Below are 16,630 nucleotides of genomic sequence, written 5' to 3' on the forward strand. Positions count from 1 at the left end.
CCCCACGCACAGTCTTAATCCCTTCTTCATCAGGGCAGTACTTCAAAGCTGGATGTCCATGCGAACATGATGTGCACAAATGCAATGCCTATCAACGCACAAATGCGCCATCCGCGAGGGGTTGTCACAGGCCACAATGCACACATGCAACCAAGCCCGCTGATCGACATCCTCCGGCAACTGATCGACATGGACCCCCTCAGGTCCATGCGCCAGATCGCGCTGGCGTGCGGCATCAAACCCTCGACGCTCTCGCGGATGCTGTCGGGGGTCATCTCCGACCCGAGGGATCACCAGTTGGCGCCGCTGGCGGCTCGCTACGGGCTGAGCGTCGAGCAGCTTCGCGGGCGCGCCGAGATCGACTGGGAGGCGGTCAGGTGCCGGCTGCAGGGCGCCTCACAGCCGCCGCCACAGCGCGACGCGCAAACGATCGCGAACATGCGGCTGGCCCTGATACAGCACATCGCCAGCGGCTCGCCCGAAGAGATCGAGCGCCTTACGCGCATCCTGCGCATCCCGGTGGATGACGCGCTGCCAGGGCTGAGCGGCGTCGATAAGCCGACGAATAACCATCGCTGATGGCGGAGCGCTCTGTAACGAGCCAGCGAGGAGGCATGGGGCGACCCGCGAGCCGAGGAGCCCCCGGTAGCCAGGGAGAATGGCGTCAAGCCATTTGAGCGTCGGGTCTGCGCAGCGCGTCTCGACGGGCGTAGCAGGCCCGATGCGCAGGGCGAACCGGGGCCGTTGGACACGCCGTAGAGGCACGGGATGGGCGCCCGCGAAGCCGGGATGCTCGACAGGGATGGCGAGCGGGTGCACAACAGCCTCTACTCCACAGATTTTTGACCATCCATAGCCACCGCTATAGCGTGCGAGACATGAACACCTTGGCTGATCGACTGCATGAGCTGATGACAGCGCGGCGCCTGACGCAGGCGCAGCTAGCCGACGCTGCAGGGGTCAGTCAGAACGCTGTGCACAAGCTGGCGACAGGCAAGTCCAGCAGGAGCCGATACATCGCGGAGATTGCAGCAGCCCTCGGCACAACGACTGAATGGCTGACAACTGGCGTCGGCTTTAAGCAGCGACCAGCCGCGGCGGCGGCAGAACAGCCCGACGCGCAAGAGATCGCCAACATGCGGCTGGCCCTGATCCAGCGCATCGCCAGCGGCGCGCCCGAGGAGATCGAACGCATCACGCGCATCCTGCACATGCCGGTGGATGACGCGCTGCCAGGGCTGAACGGCGCCGATAATCCGGCGCACGAAAAGCGCTGAATCCGAACCTCTCTGTAACAAGCCAGAAATTTGTCGCTACTATGACTGCCTTACGGCGAGCGGACTGCCGGGGGTCGGCAGCGGCGCGCCGGGAGCAAATGGAGCTAGAGATGGACACCAACAAAAATGACGGGGTCTTAATCCCTTCTTCATCAGGGCAGTGTTTCAAACGGAACGGCTGGTGAGGTTCTGGCGGGCCGAAGGCGGTCTTAATCCCTTCTTCATCAGGGCAGTGTTTCAAACCATGCTAAACCGCCCACAGTGAGCGAGCCCCGCCCGTCTTAATCCCTTCTTCATCAGGGCAGTGTTTCAAACAGCTGCTGGAAATCGACATGGACCCCGAAGGTCCGTCTTAATCCCTTCTTCATCAGGGCAGTGTTTCAAACGCCATATCCAGACACAGCGAAAGATTTTTTGCGGGTCTTAATCCCTTCTTCATCAGGGCAGTGTTTCAAACTGGGCCGGACCGACACAATCGTCTCGGCCGCGCGGTCTTAATCCCTTCTTCATCAGGGCAGTGTTTCAAACTGGTCAAGCGCATGGAAGCGATTGCAGCCGGAAAGTCTTAATCCCTTCTTCATCAGGGCAGTGTTTCAAACCCGCGGTGCGCGCCGAACTGGAGCACCGGATCGCGTCTTAATCCCTTCTTCATCAGGGCAGTGTTTCAAACCATCGCCCGCCGACGGCATTGCGAGGAAGTTGAGAGTCTTAATCCCTTCTTCATCAGGGCAGTGTTTCAAACCTGAGGCCCTCGCGGCGGCGACCGACGAGGTGATGTCTTAATCCCTTCTTCATCAGGGCAGTGTTTCAAACCGGTGGTTCCTCGACGCGCTTGATAGCGTCGATTTCGTCTTAATCCCTTCTTCATCAGGGCAGTGTTTCAAACCGGTATGGCTGGCGTGGGGTTACCGCCCGCACACGGGTCTTAATCCCTTCTTCATCAGGGCAGTGTTTCAAACGACACGTCGTATGACCGGCCCACGAAGGCCGAGTGTCTTAATCCCTTCTTCATCAGGGCAGTGTTTCAAACGAAGAACAAAGCCGCCGGATTCTTATTATCAATCTGTCTTAATCCCTTCTTCATCAGGGCAGTGTTTCAAACCGGGCGCCTCCGAGAAGTTCGTGTTGGACCATTGGTCTTAATCCCTTCTTCATCAGGGCAGTGTTTCAAACGTCGTCCGCAAGGCTCGGCTTAACTGATTTCCGCGTCTTAATCCCTTCTTCATCAGGGCAGTGTTTCAAACAGCCCGCCTCGCTCAACAACGGCCGCGGCCCGGTTGTCTTAATCCCTTCTTCATCAGGGCAGTGTTTCAAACGAAGGGCCCGGCGCGCAAGCGCCAGCCCAAGGCGAGTCTTAATCCCTTCTTCATCAGGGCAGTGTTTCAAACTTCGCGGGCGCGCCGTACTACGCCGGCAGCGAGTATGTCTTAATCCCTTCTTCATCAGGGCAGTGTTTCAAACGTCAAGACTTACGCTGCTTTGTATGAGCGTAAGGGTCTTAATCCCTTCTTCATCAGGGCAGTGTTTCAAACGCAACGCAGTGGTTCATCGACGCGCTTGGTGATGTCTTAATCCCTTCTTCATCAGGGCAGTGTTTCAAACGGCCGGCGGCACTAAGGCCGTCGTTATTTACCGCGGTCTTAATCCCTTCTTCATCAGGGCAGTGTTTCAAACGGCAAACGTGGAAAGCATGAAGCGTGGTGCTGATGTCTTAATCCCTTCTTCATCAGGGCAGTGTTTCAAACGGAAGAGCTATGCGATATGCAGCGTTTTTGCTGGGTCTTAATCCCTTCTTCATCAGGGCAGTGTTTCAAACGACGACGAACGCGCGCTTGTCGTCAAGACTTACGGTCTTAATCCCTTCTTCATCAGGGCAGTGTTTCAAACCGTATCAGGCTGCTCGATGAAGATGCGGACGCGGTCTTAATCCCTTCTTCATCAGGGCAGTGTTTCAAACCTATCAAGCGCGCGCGTTTCGTCGCCACGAAGGTGTCTTAATCCCTTCTTCATCAGGGCAGTGTTTCAAACGTACAAGGTCTGCGGGTTTACGTCGCTGGTTAGCGTCTTAATCCCTTCTTCATCAGGGCAGTGTTTCAAACAGAATGGTGATGCAGAACCGCTAATCGTGTTTTGGTCTTAATCCCTTCTTCATCAGGGCAGTGTTTCAAACACTGAACAATTACAGGTATGCAGCGTTTTTGCTGGTCTTAATCCCTTCTTCATCAGGGCAGTGTTTCAAACCCGCCAGTCAGCCTGTTTCTCACACGGCTCTAGGGTCTTAATCCCTTCTTCATCAGGGCAGTGTTTCAAACACGAAGGTAAGTTCAAATATTATGAGAAACGAAAGTCTTAATCCCTTCTTCATCAGGGCAGTGTTTCAAACCATCGACCAACGTGCAAACGAGAAGGAACACAAGTCTTAATCCCTTCTTCATCAGGGCAGTGTTTCAAACATGCCGCCGCAGGCGGTGTTTGAGTACCGGGGGCGTCTTAATCCCTTCTTCATCAGGGCAGTGTTTCAAACCGATGAGATTTTGTTCTTCAATCCGAAGCATTCGGTCTTAATCCCTTCTTCATCAGGGCAGTGTTTCAAACCATATTGGGCGCAATGGTTATGCACCACAAATCGTGTGTCTTAATCCCTTCTTCATCAGGGCAGTGTTTCAAACTCGCCACCCGCAACGGGTGGACCGGAACGATCCGTCTTAATCCCTTCTTCATCAGGGCAGTGTTTCAAACAAACGTTTCATGCGTCTCACCGACCGACACGCCACGGTCTTAATCCCTTCTTCATCAGGGCAGTGTTTCAAACCCTACAAAGTATCCGGGTTCACCAGTCTGATCAGTCTTAATCCCTTCTTCATCAGGGCAGTGTTTCAAACTGATCTGATTCAGGAGGGAACATAGTATGGAATTCGTCTTAATCCCTTCTTCATCAGGGCAGTGTTTCAAACCGCGGCGGCGCGGTCCACCAGCGGTTGTGGCGTGTCTTAATCCCTTCTTCATCAGGGCAGTGTTTCAAACGACGAGCTGCAGCGTATCTACGGGTTCCTCGTCTTAATCCCTTCTTCATCAGGGCAGTGTTTCAAACGCTTCCATGCCCTTGGCATGTATTGGGAGTGCAAGGTCTTAATCCCTTCTTCATCAGGGCAGTGTTTCAAACCCCATTGGTCGATGCGCTTTTCGCGCGCGGAATCAGTCTTAATCCCTTCTTCATCAGGGCAGTGTTTCAAACCTTATCAGTTGTCCAGAACTTGCCGCGCTTAGCGCGTCTTAATCCCTTCTTCATCAGGGCAGTGTTTCAAACAGTGAGATACTTAATATGACGTGGCGACCTAGATGTCTTAATCCCTTCTTCATCAGGGCAGTGTTTCAAACCCGCCCGCTTCCAGAAGGCGTGCGGGCGTAAAGGGTCTTAATCCCTTCTTCATCAGGGCAGTGTTTCAAACGTGTTCGAGTACCGCGGCCGTGTGGAGGACGCGTCTTAATCCCTTCTTCATCAGGGCAGTGTTTCAAACATCAGGTTGTGCACGATACGCTAGACTTTGAGTCGTCTTAATCCCTTCTTCATCAGGGCAGTGTTTCAAACCGCGCGCTTCGTCGCGACGCGCGTGCTTGTCGGCGTCTTAATCCCTTCTTCATCAGGGCAGTGTTTCAAACCAAGGATCACAAACACGTCGGAGCACCCGACGGGTCTTAATCCCTTCTTCATCAGGGCAGTGTTTCAAACCGATTTTTCGCCGCGACCAGTCGCCCGGACAAGTCTTAATCCCTTCTTCATCAGGGCAGTGTTTCAAACCCGCATGCGCGACCGCTGGCAAGCGTTCGACGGCGAGTCTTAATCCCTTCTTCATCAGGGCAGTGTTTCAAACAAAAGGTACTGCTAGCACGGCGCGGGCTGGCATGTCTTAATCCCTTCTTCATCAGGGCAGTGTTTCAAACCGGGTAGTCCGTACTACGCCAGCACCGAGTATTCGTCTTAATCCCTTCTTCATCAGGGCAGTGTTTCAAACGCACGGATGCAAATGACTATGTAGGGCGCTGCATGTCTTAATCCCTTCTTCATCAGGGCAGTGTTTCAAACTCAACTACCTCGGCGATAACGGGGAGATTCTCACCGTCTTAATCCCTTCTTCATCAGGGCAGTGTTTCAAACAATGAAAAGGCTCCGAACTACACTGCGGAACAGGTGTCTTAATCCCTTCTTCATCAGGGCAGTGTTTCAAACATGAGCGTAAGCCACACCCTCGCGACGGTGTGGGTCTTAATCCCTTCTTCATCAGGGCAGTGTTTCAAACCCATGACGACGGCGGGGTGTTTTATAAGAACGGGTCTTAATCCCTTCTTCATCAGGGCAGTGTTTCAAACTTTCTTTCGAGAATGACGCCGTGGATTATGTTTGGTCTTAATCCCTTCTTCATCAGGGCAGTGTTTCAAACTCGGCTAGCCGCTTTCGTATACTGGAGATAGAGCGTCTTAATCCCTTCTTCATCAGGGCAGTGTTTCAAACGAAACGATTGTTGCGAGTATCGCTACCGTTCGTCTTAATCCCTTCTTCATCAGGGCAGTGTTTCAAACGGAAGAAGGATTCGACGTCGATATCCTCGATGTAGGTCTTAATCCCTTCTTCATCAGGGCAGTGTTTCAAACCGCGCTGATGAGGGGGGTACTGACCGCCATCGCGTCTTAATCCCTTCTTCATCAGGGCAGTGTTTCAAACTGATCTTGACGGTACAGTTGTGGATTCATCGCACGGTCTTAATCCCTTCTTCATCAGGGCAGTGTTTCAAACGGAAGAGGCCCTGGAGCATGGATGGAACTGGCTGTGTCTTAATCCCTTCTTCATCAGGGCAGTGTTTCAAACGCGGAATTAAGGTCCATCGGATGGACCTCACGCAGGTCTTAATCCCTTCTTCATCAGGGCAGTGTTTCAAACATCGCAAGAGATGTTGAGACTGCTAACGGTTCACCGTCTTAATCCCTTCTTCATCAGGGCAGTGTTTCAAACAAAGGTTTTTCGCTGCTACCACGCGGCCCAATAAGGTCTTAATCCCTTCTTCATCAGGGCAGTGTTTCAAACGGATGCGAAATGATCACTACACGCCCTAACAAGTGTCTTAATCCCTTCTTCATCAGGGCAGTGTTTCAAACTTCACGGGAGGTGCCATTGTCGTTGCCGACGATGGGTCTTAATCCCTTCTTCATCAGGGCAGTGTTTCAAACGCATGTATCAGCATGTGGAATGACAGCCTTCTACTGGTCTTAATCCCTTCTTCATCAGGGCAGTGTTTCAAACGATGATACTGATGCTGAACTTGACCAGAAAGAACCGTCTTAATCCCTTCTTCATCAGGGCAGTGTTTCAAACTGGGCAAGCCGAACGGCTTGCGGCTCGGAAAAGGGTCTTAATCCCTTCTTCATCAGGGCAGTGTTTCAAACGCTGGAAGGGCTCTCTCGCCTGCGCGAGAGCGCGCGTCTTAATCCCTTCTTCATCAGGGCAGTGTTTCAAACGCTGATCAGTTGCGCGGAATTGGCGGCGTTGAACGGTCTTAATCCCTTCTTCATCAGGGCAGTGTTTCAAACCCGGGGCGTCGAGTGGTCCGACGACATGGTGTAGTCTTAATCCCTTCTTCATCAGGGCAGTGTTTCAAACGACCCCACGCGAGACGACAGACCGGGGGAACAGTCTTAATCCCTTCTTCATCAGGGCAGTGTTTCAAACCTACGGCAGCGACGGCGAGCCGCTGCTGCAGGCCGCGTCTTAATCCCTTCTTCATCAGGGCAGTGTTTCAAACAGTCTGCCCCCTGAACCTCCCGCAGTTCTTTGCGTCTTAATCCCTTCTTCATCAGGGCAGTGTTTCAAACGTCGGCCCGCTGAGGGCTGTCCGCGCCCAAGCCGTCTTAATCCCTTCTTCATCAGGGCAGTGTTTCAAACGCAGTGCGTCAGCGCTGGTATCAAAGACAGGAGCTGTCTTAATCCCTTCTTCATCAGGGCAGTGTTTCAAACCACTATTACTGCTTTGCTTGCACTACGGTGCGTGTCTTAATCCCTTCTTCATCAGGGCAGTGTTTCAAACCGGGAGGTCGGCTTCGACTCGGCCTTCCTGCAGGCGTCTTAATCCCTTCTTCATCAGGGCAGTGTTTCAAACTTTCTTTCCAATGCAGGCACTTGGCGGGGTGAAACGTCTTAATCCCTTCTTCATCAGGGCAGTGTTTCAAACCTACTCGGCTGTCGCCGTCCGCAGCGACGCGCACGTCTTAATCCCTTCTTCATCAGGGCAGTGTTTCAAACGGTGCGGCGCCGACGAGATCCACTCGGTGGAGTTCGTCTTAATCCCTTCTTCATCAGGGCAGTGTTTCAAACAGCGCGGAGGCGCTGGCGTTGGAAGGGCTGTGCCGTCTTAATCCCTTCTTCATCAGGGCAGTGTTTCAAACGTATTGGCGGGGCGGGGTCTGCTGCGCCCCGAGTCTTAATCCCTTCTTCATCAGGGCAGTGTTTCAAACAATCCGTGCCGTCTGGCTCGAATGCCACGATGCAGTCTTAATCCCTTCTTCATCAGGGCAGTGTTTCAAACACGTTGGGCGAGGTTTGCTCTAGTGGCTTCCGAAACGTCTTAATCCCTTCTTCATCAGGGCAGTGTTTCAAACAAGAGCATCTGGCAGCAGTACAGGCCGAGATGGCCGTCTTAATCCCTTCTTCATCAGGGCAGTGTTTCAAACCCATCCGGTGGATGGAGACCCACGGCGGCACCATCGTCTTAATCCCTTCTTCATCAGGGCAGTGTTTCAAACCCAAGGAAGGGCTCGTAGCCTCGGCGCTCGCCGAGGGTCTTAATCCCTTCTTCATCAGGGCAGTGTTTCAAACGGCGATAGGAGGTAACACTATGCGCTATGCCGCGTCTTAATCCCTTCTTCATCAGGGCAGTGTTTCAAACATGCTTGGGCACGAAATCCGCGCGGCGTGAAAACGTCTTAATCCCTTCTTCATCAGGGCAGTGTTTCAAACGCACTCGGCGATGCAACGCCCGTCATGCAGGCGGAGTCTTAATCCCTTCTTCATCAGGGCAGTGTTTCAAACCGTCTGGCTGGCAAAGGGGTATGGTCCATCCGGGGGTCTTAATCCCTTCTTCATCAGGGCAGTGTTTCAAACGCGGGGAGTGTCTAGCATGACAACGATATGGTTCGTCTTAATCCCTTCTTCATCAGGGCAGTGTTTCAAACTTTTACGCTGCTCGATTCTTCGCGGTTCGCGGGTCTTAATCCCTTCTTCATCAGGGCAGTGTTTCAAACTTGCCGACAACGGCAGCGTCTGGCTCGCCCGCGGCGTCTTAATCCCTTCTTCATCAGGGCAGTGTTTCAAACGTTTCACCAGCCTGATTAGCTCCCCGGAACTCGCGTCTTAATCCCTTCTTCATCAGGGCAGTGTTTCAAACCATGCGCGTACCCGCGTTTTCCGAGGCGCAAGGTCTTAATCCCTTCTTCATCAGGGCAGTGTTTCAAACGAAGCAGTTGATGGCGATGGGGGTGCGATAGCGGTCTTAATCCCTTCTTCATCAGGGCAGTGTTTCAAACGGTCGGCGAGATTTATGATACTCGCGGCGGCAGATGTCTTAATCCCTTCTTCATCAGGGCAGTGTTTCAAACGCTCGACGCACGATTAGTCCGCACCTTCTGGGTGGTCTTAATCCCTTCTTCATCAGGGCAGTGTTTCAAACACCTACAGGATCGAGGATCACCGCGAGCGCTACCGTCTTAATCCCTTCTTCATCAGGGCAGTGTTTCAAACCACCGCGTTGCTGCTGCTTACAATCGGCAGTATGGGTCTTAATCCCTTCTTCATCAGGGCAGTGTTTCAAACCGCACGGATGCAAATGACTATGTAGGGCGCTGCATAGTCTTAATCCCTTCTTCATCAGGGCAGTGTTTCAAACCGGCCGACGTTGATGAATCACCATTCCACTGCGAGGGTCTTAATCCCTTCTTCATCAGGGCAGTGTTTCAAACCCCGCCGTCGTCCGCACCCCGACCGTCCGCAACCGTCTTAATCCCTTCTTCATCAGGGCAGTGTTTCAAACTCCTGCAGGTCGAACACAGCGGCAGCCGACTTGGCGTCTTAATCCCTTCTTCATCAGGGCAGTGTTTCAAACTTTGCCACTTGTGCAAAATTCAGGCGCCGCGAGGCGTCTTAATCCCTTCTTCATCAGGGCAGTGTTTCAAACGTTCCGCTGGTGCTAGCCTTCGCGAAAATAATGTGTCTTAATCCCTTCTTCATCAGGGCAGTGTTTCAAACGCCAAGCTGAGTTGGGCGTCGGCCGCCTTCGCGGGTCTTAATCCCTTCTTCATCAGGGCAGTGTTTCAAACGGACCCTTGCCCTCGCCCTGGACATCGGCGGGGCGTCTTAATCCCTTCTTCATCAGGGCAGTGTTTCAAACCCAAGCCCGCAGTTCGCATCCCCGCCGTGCGCAATCGTCTTAATCCCTTCTTCATCAGGGCAGTGTTTCAAACGCGGAGAGGAAGTCGGTGTAGTCCTCGGAGAACTGTCTTAATCCCTTCTTCATCAGGGCAGTGTTTCAAACGCAATCGAAGTGAGAGTGCTACTGCCGACGGACGTCTTAATCCCTTCTTCATCAGGGCAGTGTTTCAAACAGTCAGATGCGACTGGAGGCGCCATGATTCCCCGCGTCTTAATCCCTTCTTCATCAGGGCAGTGTTTCAAACTGCGCCCCGCTGTGCGATGTGACCCCATGCACCTGTCTTAATCCCTTCTTCATCAGGGCAGTGTTTCAAACGGCCCCACCGGCTGGACCTGATCCGCGCCGCACGGGTCTTAATCCCTTCTTCATCAGGGCAGTGTTTCAAACGGGCTATCGCAACCCACATTGCGGCGCTGCCGGGGTCTTAATCCCTTCTTCATCAGGGCAGTGTTTCAAACGCACTCTGGGCGGCGGGGTGCAGTGAGTTGCACCTGTCTTAATCCCTTCTTCATCAGGGCAGTGTTTCAAACAACATGCCGACCGCCGTGGTCACCACGGATAGCACGTCTTAATCCCTTCTTCATCAGGGCAGTGTTTCAAACGATCATCGAAACGCTGGACTGCACGGCGCGCCCGCGTCTTAATCCCTTCTTCATCAGGGCAGTGTTTCAAACACAACATCACCATCCACATTGAGGGCAAGTACCGCGTCTTAATCCCTTCTTCATCAGGGCAGTGTTTCAAACGCACGGAAGGCGGCAGCAGTTGCTGCAATCGCAGCGTCTTAATCCCTTCTTCATCAGGGCAGTGTTTCAAACTCACGCTCCGAAGCAGAAGGCGGCAAAACTGGTGGTCTTAATCCCTTCTTCATCAGGGCAGTGTTTCAAACTGCACGTGGAGGGGAAATACCGCCCCTCCTTCCGTCTTAATCCCTTCTTCATCAGGGCAGTGTTTCAAACGGCTCTCGGGTTTTACTTGTCCTGGTTTCTTGCGTCTTAATCCCTTCTTCATCAGGGCAGTGTTTCAAACACACGCTACCCTGCATCATGTAGCGTGAGTGTCACTGTCTTAATCCCTTCTTCATCAGGGCAGTGTTTCAAACAGGGTCGCCGACCAGGGCCTGGACGCGGAAGGGGCGGTCTTAATCCCTTCTTCATCAGGGCAGTGTTTCAAACGAAGATGGAGCCGTCCGTTGCCACCAGCGCTTACGGTCTTAATCCCTTCTTCATCAGGGCAGTGTTTCAAACGTGTCAGGCTGCTCGATGAAGATGCGGACGCGCGTCTTAATCCCTTCTTCATCAGGGCAGTGTTTCAAACCGCGCGCGCCGGTGCTATTGCAGAAGCGGCGGTGTCTTAATCCCTTCTTCATCAGGGCAGTGTTTCAAACCGAACGGCTTGCCTATTTCGCCTATTGGCGATGTCTTAATCCCTTCTTCATCAGGGCAGTGTTTCAAACACAATACGCCGGTGCACAAGGAATTCTTGCGCACGTCTTAATCCCTTCTTCATCAGGGCAGTGTTTCAAACCTATCGGATCGTGGAAAATGCCGCGCAATTGGTTGGTCTTAATCCCTTCTTCATCAGGGCAGTGTTTCAAACTGTAAGCTGTTAACTTAACAAGGGCGGCGTGGGTCTTAATCCCTTCTTCATCAGGGCAGTGTTTCAAACGCTGACTCTAGCGGGCTTCATTCTGATCAACGGTGTCTTAATCCCTTCTTCATCAGGGCAGTGTTTCAAACCGTGCCCGCCTTTTCCGTTCGGCAAGCAATGCGCGTCTTAATCCCTTCTTCATCAGGGCAGTGTTTCAAACCGCATCCGGGCGGTGAATACATGGCCGACGTGCGTCTTAATCCCTTCTTCATCAGGGCAGTGTTTCAAACAAAGAAAACGCGGCTTTAAACGATCGCGAGACCGTCGTCTTAATCCCTTCTTCATCAGGGCAGTGTTTCAAACTTGTCTATAGGCGCGCGGTTCCGCGCGCCGAATGGTCTTAATCCCTTCTTCATCAGGGCAGTGTTTCAAACTGACGGGCGTTGAGATTCGGGCTGCGTGAACGCCGTCTTAATCCCTTCTTCATCAGGGCAGTGTTTCAAACCGTAGCATTGCTAGGCAGTATGTTGGTTGCTGAATGTCTTAATCCCTTCTTCATCAGGGCAGTGTTTCAAACAACAGCGGCGTTCTCGCAGTATCCATCGAGCTTGCGTCTTAATCCCTTCTTCATCAGGGCAGTGTTTCAAACGTTTGTGGAGAACGGAACTATGAAATTTCTCGGCTGTCTTAATCCCTTCTTCATCAGGGCAGTGTTTCAAACACTCAGCATGACGCCACTGCCGATCAGATGTGCATGGTCTTAATCCCTTCTTCATCAGGGCAGTGTTTCAAACGCTGATTAAAGTCGAAGCTGTGCCGCTTGACAAAGGTCTTAATCCCTTCTTCATCAGGGCAGTGTTTCAAACCCGCGCTAAGCGCGGCACCGCAGCCGGTTTCCCAGTCTTAATCCCTTCTTCATCAGGGCAGTGTTTCAAACGACTTCGCGTGGGCGGCGTCCACGCTGGGCGAGATGTCTTAATCCCTTCTTCATCAGGGCAGTGTTTCAAACCGGAGCGGGTCGCATGACCGCCCCGCTCCCTTGCGTCTTAATCCCTTCTTCATCAGGGCAGTGTTTCAAACCCGCCACCGCGGCCGAGACGGTCACGCTCACCTGGTCTTAATCCCTTCTTCATCAGGGCAGTGTTTCAAACGGATTTCTGCGCGGAGGTGGAGGCCATCCCGGCGTCTTAATCCCTTCTTCATCAGGGCAGTGTTTCAAACGCTCGCGATGTTGATGAGTCCCCCTTTCACTGCGGTCTTAATCCCTTCTTCATCAGGGCAGTGTTTCAAACTCCCCACGGCGTATGGATTGCGCCGTGCGACAAGGGTCTTAATCCCTTCTTCATCAGGGCAGTGTTTCAAACTCGCCGGCTCGCCGTTTTATGCGAGCACCGAGTAGTCTTAATCCCTTCTTCATCAGGGCAGTGTTTCAAACGTTCTGCTGTTGTGCGTTCATGCTCGTTATCCTCGTCTTAATCCCTTCTTCATCAGGGCAGTGTTTCAAACGGACATGGACGACCGACGCCTTCCGCGAACGCTGCGTCTTAATCCCTTCTTCATCAGGGCAGTGTTTCAAACGTTGGTGACGGTTCGCGCCCAAGCCCCCGATGGACAGTCTTAATCCCTTCTTCATCAGGGCAGTGTTTCAAACGCGGTGTTCTGCCTACGGAAGTCTTGATCAAAGCGGTCTTAATCCCTTCTTCATCAGGGCAGTGTTTCAAACAAACCACCACGGCGTACCAGCAGCACGACCACCGTGCGTCTTAATCCCTTCTTCATCAGGGCAGTGTTTCAAACCGCGGGCACCGTGGAGGGCGACGATGTCGCCCGTCTTAATCCCTTCTTCATCAGGGCAGTGTTTCAAACACGATGTCGCCCGCGAGGCGGCCCGGAAGTGGTGGTCTTAATCCCTTCTTCATCAGGGCAGTGTTTCAAACCCGATGATGAGGGGAACGTCACTGGCAAAGACCAGGTCTTAATCCCTTCTTCATCAGGGCAGTGTTTCAAACAAAAAAAAGTCGTGCGGGTGCCTGCCAAAAAGCAAGTCTTAATCCCTTCTTCATCAGGGCAGTGTTTCAAACAAGCTGCCCTCGGGGGAGTTTGAGATCGACGCAGGGTCTTAATCCCTTCTTCATCAGGGCAGTGTTTCAAACAAGTGATCGACGACTTATTCGATCCGTCGAGTCTTAATCCCTTCTTCATCAGGGCAGTGTTTCAAACAACCCGTCTACTTTCGTCAGCCCATGTTGGGGCACGTCTTAATCCCTTCTTCATCAGGGCAGTGTTTCAAACCGACATCGAAGGGCTGCTCGACTCCGCTGCCATCAGTCTTAATCCCTTCTTCATCAGGGCAGTGTTTCAAACTCCGGGCGCAATCGGCCTTCCGGGCGGAAAGGTGTCTTAATCCCTTCTTCATCAGGGCAGTGTTTCAAACACCCAGCCAGGCGCCGTCTCCGTCACGGTGCCGGAGTCTTAATCCCTTCTTCATCAGGGCAGTGTTTCAAACGGTAGCGGGGGGCGAACATGCCTGAGTATAAGGTCTTAATCCCTTCTTCATCAGGGCAGTGTTTCAAACCGAGACCGTCGGCGACTACGCGAGGCGGATCGCGTCTTAATCCCTTCTTCATCAGGGCAGTGTTTCAAACGAGTCTGATCCATGCCCATCATCAACCTGACGCGTCTTAATCCCTTCTTCATCAGGGCAGTGTTTCAAACACGCGACGACAAGGGAAATGTCACTGGCAAAGACCGTCTTAATCCCTTCTTCATCAGGGCAGTGTTTCAAACGATGGGCTGAAGCACGCATCGCCTCCATGGTTTGGTCTTAATCCCTTCTTCATCAGGGCAGTGTTTCAAACAGGGAACGTCACTGGGCTTTGCCAGTACTACGGCGTCTTAATCCCTTCTTCATCAGGGCAGTGTTTCAAACCCAAGCTACAGACTCAGGTTGCAGACAAGCCTGCGGTCTTAATCCCTTCTTCATCAGGGCAGTGTTTCAAACAACATGACCGCACAGCAACAGAGCAACAATGGCAGTCTTAATCCCTTCTTCATCAGGGCAGTGTTTCAAACGCAATTCGGGAGGTGAGTGATGATCACTTCACTGCGTCTTAATCCCTTCTTCATCAGGGCAGTGTTTCAAACTGACATGATTGATGAAGATTGCGCATTCTCGAAGCGTCTTAATCCCTTCTTCATCAGGGCAGTGTTTCAAACTCTGGCCGTGCGTCGTGAACGGCAGGAAGAAGTCCGTCTTAATCCCTTCTTCATCAGGGCAGTGTTTCAAACGCCGCCACGGACGATGAACGTGCACTCGTTGTCAAGGTCTTAATCCCTTCTTCATCAGGGCAGTGTTTCAAACTCAAAACTTACGCTGCTTTGTATGAGCGCAAAGGTCTTAATCCCTTCTTCATCAGGGCAGTGTTTCAAACACTCGCAAGCGGTCCGAACCGGTAATCAGCCCGGGTCTTAATCCCTTCTTCATCAGGGCAGTGTTTCAAACAATTGGTTGTGTTCTGGTACTACTGCCGGGAGATGTCTTAATCCCTTCTTCATCAGGGCAGTGTTTCAAACGTTACCCGGCAGCGGAAAAAGCACGCTGGCGAAGGTCTTAATCCCTTCTTCATCAGGGCAGTGTTTCAAACAGCGTACCTGAAAAGGTATTGCTAGCGGCTAGCGGGTCTTAATCCCTTCTTCATCAGGGCAGTGTTTCAAACTCTCGCGGTGACTGCGGATTACGCCACCGCGCGACGTCTTAATCCCTTCTTCATCAGGGCAGTGTTTCAAACGCCGTAAGCAGAAGAAGGCCGCTAAGCTGGTGGCGTCTTAATCCCTTCTTCATCAGGGCAGTGTTTCAAACGCGGTGGCACAAAACAATACGCCAGCGCACAAGGGTCTTAATCCCTTCTTCATCAGGGCAGTGTTTCAAACCAAGGGCCGCCTTGACATATCCCTCGCCATCGCGTCTTAATCCCTTCTTCATCAGGGCAGTGTTTCAAACTCTGGTGGGACAGAGAGTGCATGCAAGATGGCCACGTCTTAATCCCTTCTTCATCAGGGCAGTGTTTCAAACTACGGGACACTCCAAGGATGGAGCTGGTGGGTCGGTCTTAATCCCTTCTTCATCAGGGCAGTGTTTCAAACCCTAACCAATCTGCCCCCCTGCCCATTTGAGGTAGGTCTTAATCCCTTCTTCATCAGGGCAGTGTTTCAAACGACTGGCAGTAGCGGCGATGGGGCGACCGCGATCGTCTTAATCCCTTCTTCATCAGGGCAGTGTTTCAAACCGTGCAGGGGGCCGCGGGGCAAAAGCTCTACGGCGTCTTAATCCCTTCTTCATCAGGGCAGTGTTTCAAACGCGAGCGGCCCGTCGACCTCGCCGACGGCGAACTGTCTTAATCCCTTCTTCATCAGGGCAGTGTTTCAAACCGCATCGTGGCGACCAAGGTGTTTACTGGCAAGCGTCTTAATCCCTTCTTCATCAGGGCAGTGTTTCAAACTTCTTGTCGGCGTACCATATTACGCCAGCACCGTCTTAATCCCTTCTTCATCAGGGCAGTGTTTCAAACACAACGGGGTTTACAAGTTCGATGCGCGCTCGCTTGGTCTTAATCCCTTCTTCATCAGGGCAGTGTTTCAAACATAATGTTTGACAAGATGGTTGCCGCGCGCGATAAGTCTTAATCCCTTCTTCATCAGGGCAGTGTTTCAAACGGCTGGTCACCACCGACCATATCAGCGCGGCGACGCGTCTTAATCCCTTCTTCATCAGGGCAGTGTTTCAAACCCCTCGACGCCAGAAACGCTCCAAAAACAAGGGGTTGCAAGGGGGGTTGCCAAAGCCGGCCGATAGTTTCGGAGATGACCTATTATTGCGTCGCAGCATCAGGGTTCCTCGGTGGTGGGGTACGAAGTGTAGAAGCGTAGCGGATGGCGCGGCTAGCGCCAGAGTTCGCGCTGATGCGGGCGCTTCGCCTTCGGCCCCAGGCGCAGCAGGTTGCGCCCGTCGCGCAGCAGCAGGATGTCGTCGGGGAAGATCTGGCGGCCGAGCAGGGCGGCATCGACCACGTGGGGCAGGGGGTAGGCGCGCACGTCGTCCTCGCGCGGGTCGATCAGGCGGGCGAGGTCGGCGATGGCGTCGGCAAGTTCGTCCGGCGTCAGCTCGGCGATGAACACCGAGTACTGCACGCGCGTGCCGATGCGCTCCAGGCAGCGGGCCACGCGCGCGAGCCGATGGGGGTCGGCGATGTCGTAGGCGATCAGGTACAGGCGCGCGCCCATGGTCGCCGC

3 protein-coding genes and 1 CRISPR repeat array are annotated in these 16,630 nt (G+C 53.0%); of the genes, 2 read left to right on the forward strand and 1 reads right to left on the reverse strand.

Annotated elements, in window-relative coordinates:
• Positions 1-144: 144 nt before the first annotated feature.
• Positions 145-579: a helix-turn-helix domain-containing protein gene (locus EV699_RS12625; RefSeq protein ID WP_165904124.1), complete on the forward strand. Its 435-nt coding sequence runs from the start codon at positions 145-147 to the stop codon at positions 577-579.
• Positions 580-878: 299 nt separating this feature from the next.
• The gene (locus EV699_RS12630; RefSeq protein WP_132543243.1) at positions 879-1,277 is read left to right on the forward strand and encodes a helix-turn-helix domain-containing protein; all 399 of its coding nucleotides are present in this window, start codon (positions 879-881) and stop codon (positions 1,275-1,277) included.
• Positions 1,278-1,411: 134 nt separating this feature from the next.
• Positions 1,412-16,127: direct repeats of the CRISPR family, unit length 37 nt; unit sequence GTCTTAATCCCTTCTTCATCAGGGCAGTGTTTCAAAC.
• A 152-nt stretch (positions 16,128-16,279) separates the two neighbouring features.
• On the opposite strand, the gene cas2 is transcribed toward EV699_RS12630, so the two are convergent.
• A complete protein-coding gene (cas2, locus tag EV699_RS12635) occupies positions 16,280-16,621 on the reverse strand; it encodes a CRISPR-associated endonuclease Cas2 (protein WP_132543245.1) in 342 nt (113 codons plus the stop codon).
• Positions 16,622-16,630: the final 9 nt, after the last annotated feature.

The sequence above is a fragment of the Plasticicumulans lactativorans genome (assembly GCF_004341245.1).
Taxonomy (GTDB): domain Bacteria; phylum Pseudomonadota; class Gammaproteobacteria; order Competibacterales; family Competibacteraceae; genus Plasticicumulans_A; species Plasticicumulans_A lactativorans.

What these genes read in the sequence shown, in the direction of transcription:
- EV699_RS12625 (WP_165904124.1), top strand. Translation starts at nt 145, where the DNA reads ATGCAACCAAGCCCGCTGATCGACATCCTCCGGCAACTGATCGACATG.
- EV699_RS12630 (WP_132543243.1), top strand. Translation starts at nt 879, where the DNA reads ATGAACACCTTGGCTGATCGACTGCATGAGCTGATGACAGCGCGGCGC.
- cas2 (WP_132543245.1), bottom strand. Translation starts at nt 16,621, where the DNA reads ATGGGCGCGCGCCTGTACCTGATCGCCTACGACATCGCCGACCCCCAT.